This window comes from Kaistia nematophila, from assembly GCF_026343855.1.
GTDB classification, from domain to species: domain Bacteria; phylum Pseudomonadota; class Alphaproteobacteria; order Rhizobiales; family Kaistiaceae; genus Kaistia; species Kaistia nematophila.
The window spans coordinates 50,369-67,831 of the sequence record NZ_JAPKNK010000009.1 but is presented as its reverse complement, the minus strand read 5'-3'; the positions used below and the strand labels follow the sequence as shown (position 1 = coordinate 67,831).

At 67.2% G+C, this 17,463-nt stretch carries 19 protein-coding genes; 9 read left to right on the top strand and 10 right to left on the bottom strand.

Annotated features, from left to right (window positions below; genetic code table 11):
- Positions 1-47: 47 nt before the first annotated feature.
- Both OSH07_RS18760 and OSH07_RS18755 read right to left on the bottom strand, forming a co-directional pair.
- Positions 48-365 carry a DUF1244 domain-containing protein gene (locus tag OSH07_RS18760; protein ID WP_266340210.1) on the bottom strand — a complete coding sequence of 106 codons (318 nt, stop codon included), beginning with the start codon at positions 363-365 and terminating at the stop codon, positions 48-50.
- Positions 366-397: 32 nt separating this feature from the next.
- On the bottom strand, positions 398-1,225 hold the full coding sequence (locus OSH07_RS18755) for an N-formylglutamate amidohydrolase (protein ID WP_266340209.1): 828 nt from the start codon (positions 1,223-1,225) through the stop codon (positions 398-400).
- 69 nt (positions 1,226-1,294) lie between these two features.
- Between OSH07_RS18755 and OSH07_RS18750 the strand changes: the two genes are divergently transcribed.
- From OSH07_RS18750 to pyk, 3 genes are read left to right on the top strand one after another with little or no spacing between them, the layout of a single operon-like run.
- Positions 1,295-2,200 carry a DMT family transporter gene (locus OSH07_RS18750; protein ID WP_266340208.1) on the top strand — a complete coding sequence of 302 codons (906 nt, stop codon included), beginning with the start codon at positions 1,295-1,297 and terminating at the stop codon, positions 2,198-2,200.
- 51 nt (positions 2,201-2,251) lie between these two features.
- Positions 2,252-2,860: a DUF1036 domain-containing protein gene (locus OSH07_RS18745; RefSeq protein ID WP_336801596.1), complete on the top strand. Its 609-nt coding sequence runs from the start codon at positions 2,252-2,254 to the stop codon at positions 2,858-2,860.
- The gene (gene pyk / locus OSH07_RS18740; RefSeq protein WP_266340207.1) at positions 2,857-4,296 is read left to right on the top strand and encodes a pyruvate kinase; all 1,440 of its coding nucleotides are present in this window, start codon (positions 2,857-2,859) and stop codon (positions 4,294-4,296) included. Before OSH07_RS18745 ends, pyk begins: the two co-directional genes overlap by 4 nt.
- 151 nt (positions 4,297-4,447) lie before the next feature.
- On the opposite strand, the gene OSH07_RS18735 is transcribed toward pyk, so the two are convergent.
- Together OSH07_RS18735 and ykgO are read right to left on the bottom strand one after the other, a co-directional pair.
- The gene (locus OSH07_RS18735) at positions 4,448-4,912 is read right to left on the bottom strand and encodes a tetratricopeptide repeat protein (RefSeq protein WP_266340206.1); all 465 of its coding nucleotides are present in this window, start codon (positions 4,910-4,912) and stop codon (positions 4,448-4,450) included.
- Positions 4,913-5,113: 201 nt separating this feature from the next.
- The gene (ykgO, locus tag OSH07_RS18730; protein WP_029076697.1) at positions 5,114-5,239 is read right to left on the bottom strand and encodes a type B 50S ribosomal protein L36; all 126 of its coding nucleotides are present in this window, start codon (positions 5,237-5,239) and stop codon (positions 5,114-5,116) included.
- Positions 5,240-5,459: 220 nt separating this feature from the next.
- Between ykgO and OSH07_RS18725 the strand changes: the two genes are divergently transcribed.
- Positions 5,460-5,645 (top strand): KGG domain-containing protein, encoded by a 186-nt coding sequence (locus tag OSH07_RS18725; protein WP_266340341.1) that lies wholly within the window; start codon positions 5,460-5,462, stop codon positions 5,643-5,645.
- Positions 5,646-5,751: 106 nt separating this feature from the next.
- Here the strand turns inward: OSH07_RS18725 and OSH07_RS18720 are convergent, their stop codons facing one another.
- On the bottom strand, positions 5,752-6,207 hold the full coding sequence (locus tag OSH07_RS18720; RefSeq protein ID WP_266340205.1) for an Lrp/AsnC family transcriptional regulator: 456 nt from the start codon (positions 6,205-6,207) through the stop codon (positions 5,752-5,754).
- Positions 6,208-6,337: 130 nt separating this feature from the next.
- Here OSH07_RS18720 and alr point away from each other — a divergent pair, with 130 nt between their 5' ends.
- Together alr and OSH07_RS18710 are read left to right on the top strand one after the other, a co-directional pair.
- Positions 6,338-7,498, top strand: coding sequence for an alanine racemase (gene alr / locus OSH07_RS18715; protein WP_266340204.1), 1,161 nt, complete (start codon positions 6,338-6,340; stop codon positions 7,496-7,498).
- The gene (locus tag OSH07_RS18710; RefSeq protein WP_266340203.1) at positions 7,495-8,763 is read left to right on the top strand and encodes a D-amino acid dehydrogenase; all 1,269 of its coding nucleotides are present in this window, start codon (positions 7,495-7,497) and stop codon (positions 8,761-8,763) included. The genes alr and OSH07_RS18710 overlap by 4 nt, the downstream gene beginning before the upstream one ends.
- Positions 8,764-8,979: 216 nt before the next feature.
- On the opposite strand, the gene OSH07_RS18705 is transcribed toward OSH07_RS18710, so the two are convergent.
- From OSH07_RS18705 to OSH07_RS18685, 5 genes are all read right to left on the bottom strand, one after another.
- Positions 8,980-9,222 carry a hypothetical protein gene (locus OSH07_RS18705; RefSeq protein ID WP_266340202.1) on the bottom strand — a complete coding sequence of 81 codons (243 nt, stop codon included), beginning with the start codon at positions 9,220-9,222 and terminating at the stop codon, positions 8,980-8,982.
- Positions 9,223-9,376: 154 nt separating this feature from the next.
- Entirely contained in the window at positions 9,377-10,351 is a 975-nt protein-coding gene (locus tag OSH07_RS18700; RefSeq protein ID WP_266340201.1) for an ABC transporter permease, read from the bottom strand.
- Entirely contained in the window at positions 10,348-11,319 is a 972-nt protein-coding gene (locus tag OSH07_RS18695) for an ABC transporter permease (RefSeq protein ID WP_266340200.1), read from the bottom strand. The genes OSH07_RS18700 and OSH07_RS18695 overlap by 4 nt, the downstream gene beginning before the upstream one ends.
- The gene (locus tag OSH07_RS18690) at positions 11,316-12,824 is read right to left on the bottom strand and encodes a sugar ABC transporter ATP-binding protein (RefSeq protein WP_266340199.1); all 1,509 of its coding nucleotides are present in this window, start codon (positions 12,822-12,824) and stop codon (positions 11,316-11,318) included. The genes OSH07_RS18695 and OSH07_RS18690 overlap by 4 nt, the downstream gene beginning before the upstream one ends.
- Positions 12,825-12,834: 10 nt before the next feature.
- Positions 12,835-13,887, bottom strand: coding sequence for an ABC transporter substrate-binding protein (locus tag OSH07_RS18685; protein ID WP_266340198.1), 1,053 nt, complete (start codon positions 13,885-13,887; stop codon positions 12,835-12,837).
- Positions 13,888-14,126: 239 nt separating this feature from the next.
- Between OSH07_RS18685 and OSH07_RS18680 the strand changes: the two genes are divergently transcribed.
- From OSH07_RS18680 to OSH07_RS18670, 3 genes are all read left to right on the top strand, one after another.
- Entirely contained in the window at positions 14,127-14,927 is an 801-nt protein-coding gene (locus OSH07_RS18680) for an IclR family transcriptional regulator (protein ID WP_266340197.1), read from the top strand.
- A gap of 144 nt (positions 14,928-15,071) precedes the next feature.
- A complete protein-coding gene (locus OSH07_RS18675; RefSeq protein ID WP_266340196.1) occupies positions 15,072-16,109 on the top strand; it encodes a LacI family DNA-binding transcriptional regulator in 1,038 nt (345 codons plus the stop codon).
- A 29-nt stretch (positions 16,110-16,138) separates the two neighbouring features.
- A complete protein-coding gene (locus OSH07_RS18670; protein ID WP_266340195.1) occupies positions 16,139-17,032 on the top strand; it encodes a sugar phosphate isomerase/epimerase family protein in 894 nt (297 codons plus the stop codon).
- Positions 17,033-17,463: the final 431 nt, after the last annotated feature.

The window sequence follows — 17,463 nt, the reverse complement described above, 5'->3', positions numbered from 1 at the left end:
CCCGACTTAGCCGAAGGGGTCAAGTGCGCAGAGGATGTGCCGACGCGTCAATGATCGGGACGATTGGTCTCGAAGGCCGCCTTTTGCGCCGCCGTCGCCTCGCGCTGGTTCAGCTTCTGCCACTCCGCATAGGGCATGCCGTAGACGATCTCGCGCGAGGCTTCCTTGGAGAGCTCGACGCCTTTCGCCTCGGCCGCCTCGCGATACCAGTTGGCGAGGCAGTTTCGGCAGAAGCCCGCGACATTCATCAGGTCGATGTTCTGCACGTCGCTGCGCTCGCGCAGATGCGCGACAAGGCTGCGGAACGCCGCCGCCTCGAGTTCGGTCGTCGTCTGCGGGTCGAGAGCGGGGGCCGTTTGGGTCATGACAGCAAGCCTTCAAATGGGACGGACGACGGTCAGGTCGGTCGGGAATCGGCGAGCGAGCCGAAGAACTGCACCTTGTGCGGCGCCTCGCCGATTCTGAGATCGACGAGCACGTTCGCAAGCCGGTCCGTCCATTCGGCGACGCCGGCGGGATCGGCGATCAGGTCCTGGCGAATCTCGACCAGGGCATGGGCGAGGCCGCGCCGGGTCGCGTGGCGATAGAGCGTGTCGCCCTTCAGCGCCCCGTGATAGGGCTCATTGTCGCCGACGACGATGGCCGGATCGGCAGCGAGACCGGCAATCAGCGGCTGCGCCAGGCGCGGATCGGCGTCCCAGAGGATGCCGGCGTGCCAGGGCCGCGGCACGCCCTTCCAGAGCGGCGTGAAACTGTGGATCGACAGGATCATCGGGATCCGTCCGGTCGTCATGCCGGCGTCGATCGTCCGCGTCACGGCGTCATCATAGGGGCGGTAGAAGCGCTCGATGCGATGCTCGCGTTCGGCCGCGTCGATCCGGGCGTTACGCGGGATCACGGCGCCGTCCGAAAGCCGCATGATCAGCGTCGGATCGTCGAGGCCGCGATTGGGGTCGATCAGCAACCGCGAGAAATGCGACAGCACCGCCGGAACGCCGAAACGAACGGCGAGCGCGCGGGTCAGCGCCTCGGCGCCGATGTCATAGGCGATGTGGCGCGTGAACTCGGACGGCGGCAGGCCGAGCGAACCATATTCGGACGGCACATGGTTGGAGGCGTGGTCGCAGAGCAGGATCAGCCCGGCGGCGGCATCACCCGGAACGATCTCGAAGGCGGCCCCGGCCGCGCCGCCCATGGCCCGCGTCGGATTTAAAGCGTCATGCATGGTTAAATGATAGTGACCCGGCCGTGGAGCTGCCATAGGAATGTGCTCCCCTTCCCCATCGAGATCGCTTTGTCCTCCTCGCCCGCCGCCCAGACGCCCGCCTCCGTCGCCGCTCTCGCCGTGCCTGCCCTGGTCCTGGGCGCGATGGCGATGGGCGTCTCGCCGATCTTCGTCCGCCTCGCGGATGTCGGTCCGTTCGCGAGCGCCTTCTGGCGCGTCGGCGGGGCGGTGCCGATCCTGTTCGCCTGGGCGGCGCTCGAAGCGCGCCGCTCCGGCACGCCGCTCGCCTCGATCTGGAAGATCGATGGCGCGATCCTGGCGGCCGGCGCGCTGTTCGTCGGCGACCTGCTGTTCTGGCACCTCGCCATCCTGAAGACGAGTGTCGCCAACGCCACCTTCCTCGCCACCATGGCGCCGGTCTGGGTGGTGCTGGGCTCCGGCTTCTTCATCGGCGAGAGGGTCGGCCGCAGCGTGCTGGCGGGGCTGGCGCTCTGCCTGCTCGGCGCCACCTTCCTGATCGGGCTCAGCTGGAAGATGCGGCCGGAGCATCTCGACGGCGACCTCTACGGGATCTGCACCTCGTTCTTCTTCGGCGGCTATTTCCTCGCCGTCCGCGCCGCGCGACGCCGTTCCTCGGCCGGCAAGATCACCTTCCTGTCGACACTGATCACCGCCGCCGCGCTCTGGGTCGTCGCCATGGTCGTCGAGCCGCGCATCCTGCCCTCGACGGTCGACAGCGCGGCGTCGCTCGCCGGGCTCGCCTTCATCAGCCACGCCGGCGGACAGGGCCTGCTCGCCTTCGCGCTCGGCCATCTGCCCGCCGCTTTTTCAGCGCTGGTAATCTTCCTGGAAGCGGTCGCCGCCGCCGTCGCGGGCTGGCTGTTTCTCGGCGAGGCCGTCTCGCTGCCCCAGATGCTGGGCGGCGCCCTGATCCTCGCCGGAATTTTCATCGCCCGGCCGCAACGCCGCGGTTGACGAAGGGGTTTCAGCCATCATGCCGCCGTGTTTAATTTGATGATCATAGAAATGCGATTCATCGGACTGAAAACGGCGGCCAGCCCGCATCGGACACGGGCCTTGCCAGCAGCAACTCACCTCGCCTCAAGGTTGACAGCCGGAAAGCCGCAGCGTCATAAAGCTGCCTCCTGCCTCAACCGGTTCGCGACCTCATCGATGCGATCATACGAGCTTCGACATTGGCCGCGCACGGCCCTCCTCGCTGGCATGGGCGCGCTCGCGGTCCTGTTCCTGCAGTCGGCGCCGGCCAAGGCGGACTTGCGCCTGTGCAACAAGACGCCCAGTCGTGTCGGCGTCGCCATCGGCTACAAGGACAAGAAGGTCTGGACCACCGAAGGCTGGTGGAACGTTCCGATCAATAGCTGCGAGACCCTCGTCAGCGGCACCCTCGTGTCACGCTACTATTACGTCTATGCGGTCGACTACGACCACGGTGGCGAGTGGAGCGGCAAATACGTGATGTGCACGAAAGACAAAATGTTTACCATTGAGGGCACCGAAGATTGCGTGCCTCGTGGTTTTAACCGTTCCGGTTTCTTCGAAGTCGACACCGGCGAACAAACCAGCTGGACGATCCAGCTCAACGAACCCGCACAGCAAGGAGCGCAGCACAAATGAGACGGTCGCGTAAGGTCAAGATTCTCGCGACCCTGGGTCCTGCCTCTTCCGACAAGAAGATGATCGAGGCCCTGTTCCGGGCCGGCGCCGACGTGTTCCGCATCAACATGAGCCATACGAGCCATGACAAGCTGAACGACCTCGTGCGCATCATCCGCAGCGTCGAATCCGAAGTCGGCCGGCCGATCGGCATCCTCGCCGACCTCCAGGGCCCCAAGCTCCGCCTGGGTACGTTTGCCGACAAGGCTGTCGACATCACCGTCGGCCAGAACTTCACGCTCGACAGCGACCCGGCCCCCGGCACCACCGGGCGCGTGTTCCTGCCGCACCCCGAAATCCTCGAGGCGCTCGAGCCGGGCCATCGCCTGCTGATCGACGACGGCAAGGTTCGCCTGCGCGTCATCTCGACCAACGGCACCAGCGCCCTCACCACCGTCGAAGTCGGCACCAAGCTCTCCGACCGCAAGGGCGTCAGCGTCCCGGATTCGACGATCAAGACCGGCGCGCTGACCGAGAAGGACCGCGCCGATCTCGACGCCGCCCTGCAGGCCAATGTCGACTGGATCGCGCTGTCCTTCGTGCAGCGCCCGGACGACGTCGCCGAAGTGCGCAAGATCGCCGCCGGCCGCGCCGGCATCATGTCGAAGATCGAAAAGCCGCAGGCCGTGCAGCGCCTGGCCGAGATCATCGAGATCTCCGACGCGCTGATGGTCGCCCGCGGCGACCTCGGCGTCGAGATGCCGCTCGAGCAGGTTCCCGGCATCCAGAAGCAGATCACCCGCGCCTGCCGCCGTGCCGGCAAGCCGGTTGTCGTCGCCACCCAGATGCTGGAATCGATGATCACCGCGCCGGTGCCGACGCGCGCCGAAGTGTCGGACGTCGCCACCGCCGTCTACGAGGGCGCCGACGCGATCATGCTGTCGGCCGAATCCGCCGCCGGCGCCTTCCCGATCGACGCCGTCGCGACGATGGACCGGATCGCCACCCAGGTGGAGCTCGATTCGAACCACAAGAACATCATGCACGCGCAGCGCACCGAGCCGGAGGCGACCGGCGCCGACGCGATCTCGGCCGCCGCGCGCCAGATCGCCGAGACGCTGAACCTCGCCGCCATCTGCTGCTACACGGCGTCCGGCTCGACCGGGCTGCGCGCCGCGCGCGAGCGGCCGCAGACCCCGATCATCGCCCTGTCGCCGATCGTCTCGACGGCGCGGCGCCTGTCGGTCGTCTGGGGCCTGCACTGCGTCGTCAGCGACGATGCCTACAACCTCGACGACATGGTGAACCGCGCCTGCTTCATCGCCCATCGCGAGGAGTTCGCGAAGCCCGGCGACCGGATCATCATCACCGCCGGCGTGCCGCTGCGCACGCCGGGCGCGACCAACATGCTGCGCATCGCCTATGTCGGCACCGGCGCGGAAGAAGGCCGCCGCTGAGGCCTTTCCCCGCTCTGCGGAGCGGGCGGCTGATTTCGAAGGGCGCGCCACGCGGCGCGCCCTTTTCCTTTTCCCGGAACGCGGCGCAGCCGCGCGCAAGAATACCCGCCGAAGACGGCCGCAGGCATCCGTGGTGTGGTCGAGAGAGAGACTAGATCTCGCGGCCGTCGATCTGCGGCTCGAGTGTCTTGATGGCGTCGCGGACCTGATCGTCCAGATAGGGATCGATGGCGATCGCCTTCTTCAGCGCCAGCAGCGCTTCCTTCTTGCGGTCGATGTCGTTCAGGATCATGCCGAGGCCAGCGAGCGCGCCGAAATGGCGCGGCTCCAGCGCCAGCACCTTCTCCAGGTCGGAGATGGCCTTGCCATACTCATCCTGCAGGAAGAACAGCGTGGCGCGACGGTTCCAGCCCTCGATGTAATCGGGCCGCATGGTCGTGACCGCATCGAGATAGTCGAAGGCGCGAGGGTAGTCCTTGGTGGCGATCGCCTCGGCCGCCCACTGCATCAGCAAGTCGATCGTATCGCTGCCGGAATCGCGCCAGCGGCGCTCCAGTTCGGCCTCGACGGCCGAGCCGCTCGCTTCATCGCCGGGCTTGGCCAGCGACGTGAACAACTGGTCGATGCTCTGACCTGCGAGGCCATCGCCCTTCGACGCGGAATCACCAACGCCCGGCGCCGCTGCAAGCGACGCCGACGAAAGCGCAAGGAAAACAAGCAACGAAACGACAAATGCCCGCATGGTGGCAATTTAAGCCTTCATGCGGGCATCGTCAAAATCGGATCCGGGTGGTGCGCGGAAAGGCGCACCCGCCAATCAGCCCTGACGGGCCTTGAAGCGCGGATTGACCTTGTTGATGATGAAAACACGGCCCTTCCGGCGGACGAGCCGGTTGGCGCGGTGGCGCCCGAGCAGGGACTTGAGCGAGTTCTTGATCTTCATGGCGCGACGCTCGCGAAAGGGTTCTAGGAACGACACGAGCGCCAGAGGCGCCCGCTCGAAAATTCGGCCGGACCATAGGCAGCGCACCCCTACCTTGTCAACACGAACGCGCCAGAATCCCGAGAATACGGGCTGCGACCTAACGTTATGCGGCAAAGTTCGGAACGATCGCCGCACTGAAGGGTTTGTTACCCGGACGGGGTTCATCGGAGTGAGTGAAATGCCCAACAAAGACCAACGCGGCGGATCCGGCAATTTTGCCAACGATCCGAAACGAGCTTCCGAAATGGGCAAGAAGGGCGGCGAACAGGCGGGTCAGCGCCAGCAGAGCCAGGCGTCCGAGAAGGCGCCTCAACAGGGATCCCAGAACAAGGATCGCGATCCGCACAAGGGCGGCCAGCGCTGAACCGCGCTGCCCCCGCGGCACTGACCTGGACCCGCCCCTCCCCGGGCGGGTCTTTTTTTCATGCGCGCCCCGTTCCGGCGCCCGAGACCGAATCGGATGGCGGCCACTAGCCGGGCCGGCGCGACGACAGGACGTTGCGGATGGCGAAGCTCGAATGGATGCGGGCGACGCCCGGCAGGGCCGACAGGATCTCCTTGTGCACCCGCTCGAAATTGGCGGCGCTGTCGACCTCGACGCGCAGGAAATAATCCGAACCGCCGGTCATCAGGAAGCACTCCCGGATCTCGGGATATTTCCGCACCGCCCCCTCGAAGCGGTTCAGATACTCCTCGGTCTGCCTGTCGAGCGTGATCTGGACGATGACGGCGATCCCCTCCTCCGCCCCGGTGCTGACCAGCGCCGTGTAGCCGCGGATGACGCCCGTCTGCTCCAGGATATTGACCCGGCGCAGGCAGGCGGAAGCCGACAGCCCGACCGCCTCGGCCAGCTTGGCGTTGCTCATCCGGGCATTGAGGCGCAGCAGGCGGATGATGTTGCGGTCGATGGCGTCCAGGCCCGACATGCAGATTATTCCAACCATTCGAAGAAACGATCAATCATTGTAACTCTATCGCATCATCGTGCGCGCTTCGATCGGAAGTTCGCACGATGAAGCAATATGCTGATCTCCAGCGAGAGGGATCGGACGCGCCATGAACGAGACTGTCAGGCTGGAAACCAGGATTGGCGCCGACGAGGCCGCGGCAGGCGGCGTGCTGACAATCGACCTCGCGGCGCTTGCCGAAAACTACCGGATCCTCTGCCAGACCGCCGCGCCGGCCGGCGTCGCGGCCGTGGTCAAGGCGGACGCCTATGGCCTCGGCGCCGCCCGCGTCGTTCCGGTGCTCCACGAAGCCGGCTGCCGCGACTTCTTCGTCGCCCATCTCATCGAGGCGCGTCGGCTCGCCGCCATCCGCCCGCGCGATTCCCGGCTCTATGTGCTGAACGGCCTGCTACCGGGCGGCGAAGCCGTCTGCGCCAATATCGGCGCCATTCCCGTACTGAACTCGCTCGACCAGGTGCAACGTTGGTCGGCTCTCGCCATCGCTCGCGCCATGACGCTCGAAGCCGTGCTGCAGGTCGATACCGGCATGGCCCGTCTCGGCCTTTCGCTCGCCGAATTGCAGGCGCTCGCCGCCGACCCGGCCGCGCTTTCCGGCATCCGATTGACGATGATCATGAGCCACCTCGCCTGCGCCGACCAGCCGGGACACGAGGCGAGCCCGACGCAACTGTCCGTCATGCAGGCGGCAAGCGCCTTCTTTCCCGGCCTGCCCGTTTCCTTCGCCAATTCCGCCGGCGTGTTTCTCGGCCCCGATTATCGCGGCGCCCTCGCCCGGCCGGGCATCGCACTCTATGGTGGCGCCCCGACGTTGGCCGGCAATCCGATGCGGCCGGTCGTCCGCCTCGACGTCCGCGTCATCCAGACCCGCACCGTCCCTGCCGGCACGGCGGTCGGCTATGGCGGCACCCATGTAACGACGGGCGAGACGCGCATCGCCACGCTGGCGGCCGGCTATGCCGACGGCCTGCCGCGCTCGCTCAGCAATCGCGGCGCCGCCTGGTTCGACGGCGTGCGCCTTCCGATCCTCGGCCGCGTGTCGATGGACAGCCTGATGGTCGATGTCACGGCGCTGCCGGCGGCGCTCCCCCCCGGCGCGCTGGTCGAGTTGATCGGCCCCAGCCAGACGCTGGACGCAATCGCCAGCGACGCCGGCACCATTTCCTACGAAATCCTGACCGCTCTCGGTCAGCGCTACCATCGGCACTACGCATTTCCGGCAAGCCGCGCGAGCGGACAGGGGCAATCATGAAGATCACCATTCTCGGCGCCGGCGTCATCGGCGTGACCTCGGCCTATTATCTCGCCAAGGCGGGCCACCAGGTCACGGTCATCGACCGCCAGCCGGGCCCGGCGCTGGAAACCAGCTTCGCCAATGCCGGCGAGATCTCGCCCGGCTATTCTTCGCCCTGGGCCGCCCCCGGTATCCCGCAGAAGGCGATGAAGTGGGTGTTCATGAAGTATGCGCCGCTGATCATCCAGCCGATGCTCGACGCCGATACCTGGCGTTGGGTGATCGCCATGCTCGGCAACTGCACCTCGGCGCGCTATGCGGTCAACAAGAGCCGGATGGTGCGGCTCGCCGAGTATTCGCGCGATTGCCTGATCGATCTGCGGAACGAGATCGGCATCGAATATGACGGCCGCGCCAGGGGCACACTGCAATTGTTCCGCACCCAGAAGCAGCTGGACGGCATCGGCAAGGACATCGCCGTGCTGAAGAGCGACGGCGTCCCCTTCTCCGTGCTCGATCCGGCGGGCTGCATCGCGGCGGAGCCGGGCCTGGCGCATGTCCGGGAGAAGATCGTCGGCGGCCTGCAACTGCCGCATGACGAGACGGGCGACTGCTTCAAGTTCACCAACGAACTGGCGAAACGCGCCGAAGCCCTCGGCGTCACGTTCCAATATGGCGTCGACCTGCTCGGCGTCCGCACCGAGGGCAAGCGCATCGTCGCGGTGAAGACCTCGCGCGGCGAGGTCATTGCCGACGCCTTCGTCGCCGCAATGGGCAGCTTCACGCCGCAATTCCTGAAGCCGCTCGGCCTGCGCGTGCCGGTCTATCCGGTCAAGGGCTACTCGATCACCGTGCCGATCGTCGACGAGACGCGCGCGCCGGTCTCGACGGTGATGGACGAGACCTACAAGATCGCCATCACCCGACTCGGCGACCGCATCCGCGTCGGCGGCATGGCCGAGATTGCCGGCTTCAACCGCGACCTGCCGCCCTCGCGCAAGGCGACGCTGGTCTATTCGGTCGAGGATCTGTTCGGCGGCGCCGGCGACCAGTCGAAGGCGACCTTCTGGACCGGACTGCGCCCGATGACGCCGGACGGCACCCCGGTCATCGGCCGGACCGATTACGCCAATCTCTATCTGAATACCGGCCATGGCACGCTGGGCTGGACCATGGCATGCGGATCGGGCCGGCTGCTCGCCGACCTCATCGGCGGCCGCAAGCCCGACATCCAGTCCGACGATCTCGGGATCCAGCGCTACGACGCCCGCAAGGCCGCCTGACGAAGCGGGCGGCCCGGCTCGGGACGGTCGGGATTTGCCCGCGCCGTCCCCAATGCCCGATGGGCCATGCCGGCGGCGGCGAATGCCTGTTCATTCCGACGCCGCGGCGCCGACGCCGGGGGCTCCGTCGAGAAACCCGACCGAAGGGCCCGGCGTCTGGGCCGGTTCACGCCGACCTATGCCGCGCGAACCGCTAGAGAGTGTGCGACTGGCGCGCTAGTAGCTGGTTCCACCGCTCGAGCCGGTGCCCATCGTCGACGGATGCGACTTCATCGTCGTATGGCCCTTCATCGGCTCGCACCGCCAGACATGCCGCCCCTTCTCCATCACCCGCATCGGCTCCATGCCCGACTTGCAGGTCAGGCCATGTTCGGTTGTCGCCGACGCCATCGGCGCGGCGGCGGTCAAGGCGAAAAGCGCCATCGCCGAAGCGGCGGCCAAAGCAAGATGCCTGCTCATGATGTCCTCCATTGTCCGGCGCGGCGGTCGAGCGCAGATGCGCGACACCATGCCGACACTCCAGATAACTGGCGCGCAGGGAGGGAAAGGCAACGTCGGGCAGGTGTCGCTGCGACGATTCGGCCTCGCTTCGGCGGGCGCGAATGGCGTGGATCTATCGCCGCGCCGCCTCGCGGCCGGAGAGCAGCAGCAACGCCAGAATCAGAGTCCCGAACAGGATGCTGCGCCAGCCCGGCGAGGCGTTGACGACGGTGATCAGCGCCGTGATCGTGACCAGCAGGATGGCGCCCGGAATCGACCCGGCATAGGTGCCGAGCCCGCCGAGGATCGAGGTGCCGCCGAGCACGACGGCGGCGATCGAGGCGAGCAGATACGGGTCGCCGATGCCGACATAGCCCTGGCCGTTCATGCCGAGCACGAGGATGCCGGCAAGGCCCGCCATGAAGCCGCTGATGCCGTAGACCGCCATCGTCGTCGTGGCGATCGGCACACCGGAGAGCTTGGCGGCGAGCGGCCCGGCCCCCATGGCGAACAATCGCGCGCCGAACGGCGTCGCATGCATCACCACCAGCACGACGACCGAGACGACGACCCAGACGAGGATGCCGGCTGGCACCCCGAACGGCCGCGCATTGCCGACCCAGCTTACCAGCGGATTGGAAGCGGTGACGGCGCTGCCGCCGGCGATGATGATCAGCAGGCCCTGCAGGAACGTCGCCATGGCGAGCGTCATGATCATCGGATGCACGCGGAGCAGCGCCACGCCGAGCCCGTTGACGAGGCCGATCACGGTGGTCATCGCCAGCACGGCGAGGATCGGCGTCAGCCCGGTCGGGTCGGCGTCGATGGCGAAGAGCGGCAGGCCGACGGCGGCGACGGTGACGATCGCCGCGACCGAGAGATCGATGCCGCCCGCGATCACCACGAAGGTCTGGCCCGCCGCGACGATGCCGATGACGGCGGCGAGCTCGACCAGGTAGCGCAGATGGCCATAGGCGCCGAAGCCGCGCGAGACGAAGCTGGCGACGATCCAGACCAGGGCCACGATGGCGAAGGTCAGGAACGGCCGGCTGGTGACGACCGCGAGAATGCGGGATCGGGACAGAAGTCCGGCGTCGAGAATGCTCATCGGGCCCTCATGCGGAACTGCGGGATGGCGACGGCGCCGATGATGATCAGGCCCTGCGCCACATATTGCGCCACCGGCGTGAAGCCGAGGAAGAACATGACCGAGATCATCAGGCTGAGCAGCAGGCTGCCGGCGAGCGCGCCGCGCATGGTGCCCTGGCCGCCGAGGAAGCCGATGCCGCCGAGCACGGCGGCGGCGATCGAGTTCAGCGTGAACGAGTTGCCGATGATCGGATCGCCCGAGCCGGTCTGCGCGGCGACGAACAGGCCAGCCCCGGTGCAGAGCAGGCCGCTGATGGCGTAGGCCAGGATACGGGCGGCATCGACCGGCACGCCGGAGCGATAGGCGCCCACCGGGTTCTCGCCGGCCGCATAGAGGCTGAGGCCGAGCGGCGTCGCCAGATAGAGCTTCCAGAGCAGGACGATCACCACCAGCAGGCCGAAGGCGGCGGGCGTATTGCCGGCGAGCAGGTCCGACAGCCAGGGCGGCATCGCGCCGCCCGGCCGCGGCAGCACCAGGAGCGCCGCGCCGGCGATGATGAAGGATCCGGCCAGCGTCACGACGATCGCCGGCAGGCGCAGGCGGACGACGATGATGCCCGTCGCGGCGCCGATGCCGAAGCCGGCGAGACAGACGAGGGCCGCGCCGCCGGCGACGCCGAGCGGCCCGGTCATGGTGGTGGCGGCGAGCACGGCGCCGAGGCTGACCAGCGCGCCGATCGCCAGGCTGATGCCACCGGTCAGCATCAGGATCGCCTGCGCCATGGCGACGAGGGCGAGCGGGAACCAGCTCTGGGTGAACTTGGCGAAGCCCGAGCCGGTGAAAAGGCCGTGGAACAGCAGGCCATAGGCGACGAGGAAGGCCAGCACGACGAGGAACAGGCCGCGCACGCCGATGTTGCGCTTGGCCTGGATCGCCCAATAGAGCGAGCCGGAAGGGGCGCGCGGAGAGACGCTCGCATTGCTCATGCCGCGTGCCTCTCGCGCTCGGCGCCCATGGCGGCGGCGACGATCGCCTCCTCGCTCAGCGCGCCGCGTTCGAGCAGCGCCGCGATCCGCCCCTCGCGCACCACCGCGACGCGGTCGCAGAGATGCACCAGCTCCGGCGTATCCGAGCTCAGCAGGACGACAGCCTTGCCGGAGGCCGCGAAGGCGCGAAGCATCGCGTAGATCTCCCGCTTGGTTTCGACGTCGACGCCGCGCGTCGGATCGTTGAGGAGCAGCACGGACGGGTCGAGCGGCATCCATTTCGCCAGCGCGACCTTCTGCTGGTTGCCGCCGGAAAGCGCCTGCGCGGCGCGGCCGAGATCGCCCTTGATGGCGAATTGCAGGGCCAGCCCCATGGCGGTTTCCCGCTCGCTGGCGCGGCTGCGCAGCTTCAGCGCCGGCATGCGGGCGAAGGAAGGCAGCATCAGATTGGTCAGGATCGGATGGATCAGGTGCAGGCCCTCGCGCTTGCGATCGGCCGGCACATAGGCGAGGCCGCGCTGGTTGGCCTCGGGCACGGCGGCGGGAAGGCTGGCGGCGCCGTTCAGCGTGGCGGATTCGACCTTCGCCGGAATGGCGCCATAGAGGCCGAGCAGCAGGTCCTCCTGCCCCTGCCCGACCAGGCCGCCAATGCCGACGACCTCGCCGGCGCGGACCTCGAGATCGACGTCGCGCATGAGGCCGGCCGAGAACCGACGGACGGCGATCGCCGTCCGCTCCGTCCGGGTGCTGTCCCAGCGCGGAAACAGGTCGCCGGGATCGCGCCCGACCATCAGCCGCACCAGCCCGGCCGCGTTGACGCCCTCGAGCGGCCGATCAGCGGTGCAGGTGCCATCCTTCAGCACGGTGACGTGCTGGCAGAGCTGCATCACCTCGTCGAGGCGGTGCGAGATATAGAGAATGGCGATGCCCTCGCCGCGCAGCCTTTCCAGCAGCGCGGTGAGGATGCGCGTCTCGGTGGCGGAGAGCGACGAGGTCGGCTCGTCGAGGATGAGCACGCGCGGCTTGCGATAGAGCGCCTTGGCGATCTCGACCATCTGCCGGCGGCCGAGCGACAGCTCGCCGACCGGCGTCGCCAGCGGCTCGTCGAGGCCGACGAGATCGCAGGCCGCCTTCGCCCGCGCCGCGAGCGCCGCATAGTCCACCAGCCCGAACCGGCGCGGATAGTCGCCGAGACCGATATTCTCGGCGATCGACAACGAGCCGGTCAGGCTCAGCTCCTGCTGCACGACGGCGATGCCGGCCCGGCGCGCATCCGCCGGGCTGTGGCGGGCGACCGCCCTGCCGTCGATCTCGATTTCTCCGCTGTCCGGACGCAGCGCGCCGGACAGCAGATTGATCAGCGTGGACTTGCCCGCGCCATTCTCGCCGAGCAGCGCATGGACGCGGCCCGGCATGAGGGCAATGGAAACGGTCCGCAGGACGGGGTTGCCGAAGAACGCCTTCGACACCCCGCGCGCGGCGAGGATGGGAGCGGGCGATGCCACGAGACTGGCCCTACTTCTGCGCCAGCAGCTTGTCGAACAGGGCGCGGTCGTAGGGCGAGAAGATATAGCCGTCGGCCGGGAAATCCTTCGCCCGGGCGAGGTACTCGTCGATGTTGGAATTGTCGATGATCGGCAGCGGCACCTTGACGAAGGCCGGCACGTCCTTGCCCTCCAGCGCCTGCACGGCGGTGTAGGCGGCGAAGGCGCCGAGCCAGTTCGGCTGCATCGTCGCCCAGCTCTTCAGGCCCTTTTCCTTCCAGAGCTCGAGGAACTGGCGCGCGTTCTCGCCGGTGATCGGCACCTGCTCGCGGCCCTGCTTGTCGAGCGCCAGCACGGCGCCGGCCGAAAGCGCGCCGCCGAAGGAGAGAATGCCGTCGATCTCGGGATGGGCGAACAGCAGGCTTGTGACGGCCTCCTGGGCCGGGGCGACGTTATAGGCCGTGTTGGTCTCGGCCAGGATCTCGATGCCCGGATTGGCCTTGAGCAGCTCGTTGCCGCCGGCGCGACGGTCGTCGCTGACGGAAACGCCGGCCGGGCCGTTCAGGATGAGGATCTTGCCCTTGCCGCCGAGCGCATCGATCATGAACTTGGTCGCCTGCTCGCCCCACTGGTGCGAGTCGGTATTGACCTTGGCGGTGACGTCGTTGGTGTCGACGAGGCTGTCGAAATTGATGATCGCGATGCCCTTGGCGCAGGCGTCGGCCAGCACGCGTGCCGGCGCGGTCGAGGAGCCGGCGATCAGGATGATGGCGTCGACATTGGCGTCGATCATCGACTGGATCTGCTGGATCTGGACGTTGGAATCACCCTGCGCGTCCGTGACCATAAGCTTGTCGACCAGTCCTTCCTTCTTCAGCTGCTCGACTTCCGCCTCGATCGTACCCTGGGTCTGCTTCATCCAGGTCGGCACTGAGTAGATGTTGGCCCAGCCGAGCGTATAGGGCGCCTTGCGATCGCCCTTGATGCAGTTGGCGGCGGCGTCGGCCTGCGAGGCGCCGAGTACGTTCAGCAGGATACCAAGGCCGAGAACGCTTGCGGATGCAAAAAGCGAAGACTTCTTCATGATGTTCCCCTGGAAGGTTTCGCCTCGACGCGCAGGGAAACGACAATGCGGGACAGCGGCGTCACCTGGACGCGGCCTTGCTGCCTATCGTCGTGAACTCTCCGCCCGGGCCCCCATTTTTTGTCTGATATACTGGACAAGAAGCCTGTATATCGGACAAATGAGAGGCTAGTCCGAGCCACGACATCTTTCAAGAGCCTTCCAGAACCTTCCCTTCGACCCGAGCAACCAGGCCATCGATGACGGAATTCGCAAGCGCAGACACCATCCGGCCAGCGACAACGACGGCAGCCGGCAACGAACGCAAGCGCGGCATCGACCGCGTCATCATCCTGCTGGAGGCGCTGCTGCGGCAGCGCGCGCCGATGCGCGTCGGCGACATCGCGCGGAAGATCGGGGCGCCGCGCTCCACTACCTACGAGATCGTCAACCGCCTGCTCGAAGCCGACATGCTGGAAACGGTCGGCAATGACGGCCACGTCTATTTCGGCCGCGCCATGCACCTGTTCGGCTGGGCCTACAGCCATCACAACGCCCACTACCCGCGCATCATCGAGGCGCTCGAGCGCCTGGCGGCGGAGTCCGGCGAGACGGTGCAGCTCTGCGGCCTGCGCGGCAACAAATATGTCGTGCTCGACAGCCGCGACTCCGTCGGCCCGTTCCGCATCTCCAGCCAGGTCGGCGTCGAGGTGCCCATTCCCTGGACCGCGTCGGGCCGGCTGCTGCTCAGCCACATGGACGATGATGCCGTCCGCGCCTTCATCCCGGCCGAGGATTTCCGGCTGCCGGACGGCCGGGTCATCGCGGAGGCGGAGTTCCTCGGCGACATCGCGCTGGCGAAGCAGCAGGGCTACAGCGAAACCGCGGCGCTCGCCGACCGCTTCACCTGGTGCCTGGCGGCGCCGATCCTCGACGGGCGCGGCCAGGTCTCGCTGACGCTGTGCTTCGTGCTGCCGGTCGATACGCCGGAAGCCCGCCGCGTCGCCCTGCTGGCGCAATTGCGCGAGAGCGCCGCCGGCCTCGACCTGACCGGCGACTAGCGCCTCGTCGACGGATCGCCGGCTTGCCGGCTCGCCGGGCGCATTGGCCCATCAGATCGTGATTGCGAAGCGACCGCCGCCGTCGTAAAACGTTTTTCGGTAAATCGTTTTGCGGCGATGCCGCCTTGCCGAGAGGTCCCGTCCATGTCGGACAAGCCGGTCTCCATTCGCGACGTCGCCGAGCGGGCCGGCGTGTCGCCCGGCACCGTTTCCAATGTCATGAACGGCAGCAAGCCGGTCAACCCGGCGCTGGCGGCGCGGGTTCGCGAAGCGGCCCGCGAACTGGGCTACCAGGCCGACCGGGCGGGCGCGCTGCTGCGCACCGGCAAGGCGCGGATCATCGCCGTCCTCGTTCCCGATCTCGACAATCCGTTCTTCACCTCCATCGTCTCGGCGGTGGAGAGCTGCCTGAGCGACCAGGGCTACGAGATCATCGTCGCGAGCTCGAATGGCGACGAGGCGACTGAGCAGTCTCGGCTCGCCGCCATGCTGGCCTGGCGACCGGCCGGGCTGGTCGTCATCCCCTGCTCCGACGAGTTTCCCACCCGCGCCCTGATCGAGCGGACGAGAATCCCCTATGTCGTCGCCGACCGCATCACCCGCGATCCCAGCGCCGACACCGTATCCGTCGACAACGTGAACGCCGGCACGATCGGGGCGCAGCATCTCCTCGAGCTCGGCCATCGCAACATCCTCGTCGCCGCCTCCGTGCTGTCGCTCGGCAACATTCGCGAGCGCTGCGCCGGCATCGCAGAAACGCTGGCGCGCGCCGGCGCGCCGGAACCGACCTTCCTCGAAGCCGGAAATCATTTCGAGCGCGCCGCGGTGCGGATCTTCCAGTGGCTGGAGGAGAACCCCTGGCCGACCGCCATCCTGGCGCTGACCAATTTCACCACGCTCGGCGCGCTGGCGGCGCTGGCCGACCGGCAGATCGCGGTTCCGCGGCCGATCTCGCTGATCGGCTTCGACGACTATGCCTGGATGCGGGCGCGGGCGACGCCGCTGACCGCCATCCGCCAGCCGGTGCCGGAGATCGGGGCGGCGATCTGGGCGAGGCTCAAGGCGCGGATCGAGGGCGACACCGCGCCGCCGGCGCATATCCAGCTCGAATGCAGCCTGAAGGTCAGGGCCTCGACCGCCCCGCCTTCGCCGCAGGACGGGATTTCGACAAACGCGGGCTGAACCCGCTTTTCACACCAGGGAGGAAAACCATGAAAAACCGATTGGGCGTCCACGCGCAGGTCTGGGTCGGCGGCTGGAGCCACGAGGAAGCGGCCCGCGCCATCGCCAGCACGGCCTCGCTTGGCTACGACTATATCGAGGCGCCGGCCCTCGATCCGTCGCTGATCGACATCGACTTCACCCGCAAGGAGCTGGAGAAGAGCGGGCTCGGCATCACCACCTCGCTCGGCCTCGACGACAGCTGCGATATCTCCTCCGGCGATCCCGACAAGAAAAAGCGCGGCGAGGCGCACCTGATGAAGGTCGTCGCCACCACGCGCGACCTCGGCGGCACCCACATCACCGGCATCCTCTATTCCGGCTTCCAGAAGTATTTCACCGCCGCCACGCCGGAAGGCGTCGCCGGCGCGGTCGAGGTGCTGCAGCGCGTCGCCGAAGAAGCGGCGAAGAGCAACATCACCCTCGGCCTCGAGGTGGTGAACCGCTACGAGACCAACGTCATCAACACCGCCGCCCAGGGCGTCGAGCTCTGCAAGCGCGTCGACATGGCCAACGTCAAGGTCCACCTCGACTGCTATCACATGAACATCGAGGAAGCCGACGCCGAACGGGCGATCATCGATACCGGCGACTATCTCGGCTATTTCCACACCGGTGAATCGCATCGCGGCTATCTCGGCACCGGCTCGATCGACTTCGTGAAGATCTTCCGCGGCTTGGTGAAGGCGAACTACCAGGGCCCGATCTGCTTCGAATCCTTCTCCTCGGCGGTGGCCGGCGAGCCGCTGACCGGCATTCTCGGCATCTGGCGCAATCTCTGGACGGACAGTACCGACCTCTGCCGCCACGCCATGGAATTCACCCAGGCCCAGATGCACGCCGCCAGGCAGGCGCATTCGATCAACAGCAGCGTGACCTGGTAGGAGACGACGCCGGCGCGGCGGCCCCGCGCCGGCGACCATGGGCGCAAGACATGTCGCGGAGCGTCCGCCGCGACAGCGCCGCGAGGGAGCGAACGACCATCCGGGACGGCGCTACATTCCGAAAGGGAAGGATAGTAAATCAAGCGGCCATGCGCCCCGAGGCGACGTCCGGATCTCGCTCGAGCGCCAATCTATCCACACCGGCCGAGTAGTATAGTCAGGCTATAATTCAGGGCCTTGAAATCACCTTGACTCCAAAGGGCGAATGCTTAGCCTGAAATTGGTACGGAATTTGAAATATCGGGGCCTGCCACACCTTCGGGAAGAGTATTTCGCTCGGCGTCGTTCGAGACAGATGCCGCACGCCTGCATGGGCGGCGGCGTCCCATGCCTCGGAGAAGATCGCCCCGGCGGAATCGCATCGACGAACG

Excerpts from the sequence above, each read along its gene's own strand:
- OSH07_RS18760 (WP_266340210.1), bottom strand. The coding sequence starts at position 365 with ATGACCCAAACGGCCCCCGCTCTCGACCCGCAGACGACGACCGAACTC.
- OSH07_RS18755 (WP_266340209.1), bottom strand. The coding sequence starts at position 1,225 with ATGCATGACGCTTTAAATCCGACGCGGGCCATGGGCGGCGCGGCCGGG.
- OSH07_RS18745 (WP_336801596.1), top strand. The coding sequence starts at position 2,252 with ATGCGATTCATCGGACTGAAAACGGCGGCCAGCCCGCATCGGACACGG.
- pyk (WP_266340207.1), top strand. The coding sequence starts at position 2,857 with ATGAGACGGTCGCGTAAGGTCAAGATTCTCGCGACCCTGGGTCCTGCC.
- ykgO (WP_029076697.1), bottom strand. The coding sequence starts at position 5,239 with ATGAAGATCAAGAACTCGCTCAAGTCCCTGCTCGGGCGCCACCGCGCC.
- OSH07_RS18725 (WP_266340341.1), top strand. The coding sequence starts at position 5,460 with ATGCCCAACAAAGACCAACGCGGCGGATCCGGCAATTTTGCCAACGAT.
- OSH07_RS18720 (WP_266340205.1), bottom strand. The coding sequence starts at position 6,207 with ATGTCGGGCCTGGACGCCATCGACCGCAACATCATCCGCCTGCTGCGC.
- alr (WP_266340204.1), top strand. The coding sequence starts at position 6,338 with ATGAACGAGACTGTCAGGCTGGAAACCAGGATTGGCGCCGACGAGGCC.
- OSH07_RS18710 (WP_266340203.1), top strand. The coding sequence starts at position 7,495 with ATGAAGATCACCATTCTCGGCGCCGGCGTCATCGGCGTGACCTCGGCC.
- OSH07_RS18705 (WP_266340202.1), bottom strand. The coding sequence starts at position 9,222 with ATGAGCAGGCATCTTGCTTTGGCCGCCGCTTCGGCGATGGCGCTTTTC.
- OSH07_RS18700 (WP_266340201.1), bottom strand. The coding sequence starts at position 10,351 with ATGAGCATTCTCGACGCCGGACTTCTGTCCCGATCCCGCATTCTCGCG.
- OSH07_RS18695 (WP_266340200.1), bottom strand. The coding sequence starts at position 11,319 with ATGAGCAATGCGAGCGTCTCTCCGCGCGCCCCTTCCGGCTCGCTCTAT.
- OSH07_RS18685 (WP_266340198.1), bottom strand. The coding sequence starts at position 13,887 with ATGAAGAAGTCTTCGCTTTTTGCATCCGCAAGCGTTCTCGGCCTTGGT.
- OSH07_RS18680 (WP_266340197.1), top strand. The coding sequence starts at position 14,127 with ATGACGGAATTCGCAAGCGCAGACACCATCCGGCCAGCGACAACGACG.
- OSH07_RS18675 (WP_266340196.1), top strand. The coding sequence starts at position 15,072 with ATGTCGGACAAGCCGGTCTCCATTCGCGACGTCGCCGAGCGGGCCGGC.
- OSH07_RS18670 (WP_266340195.1), top strand. The coding sequence starts at position 16,139 with ATGAAAAACCGATTGGGCGTCCACGCGCAGGTCTGGGTCGGCGGCTGG.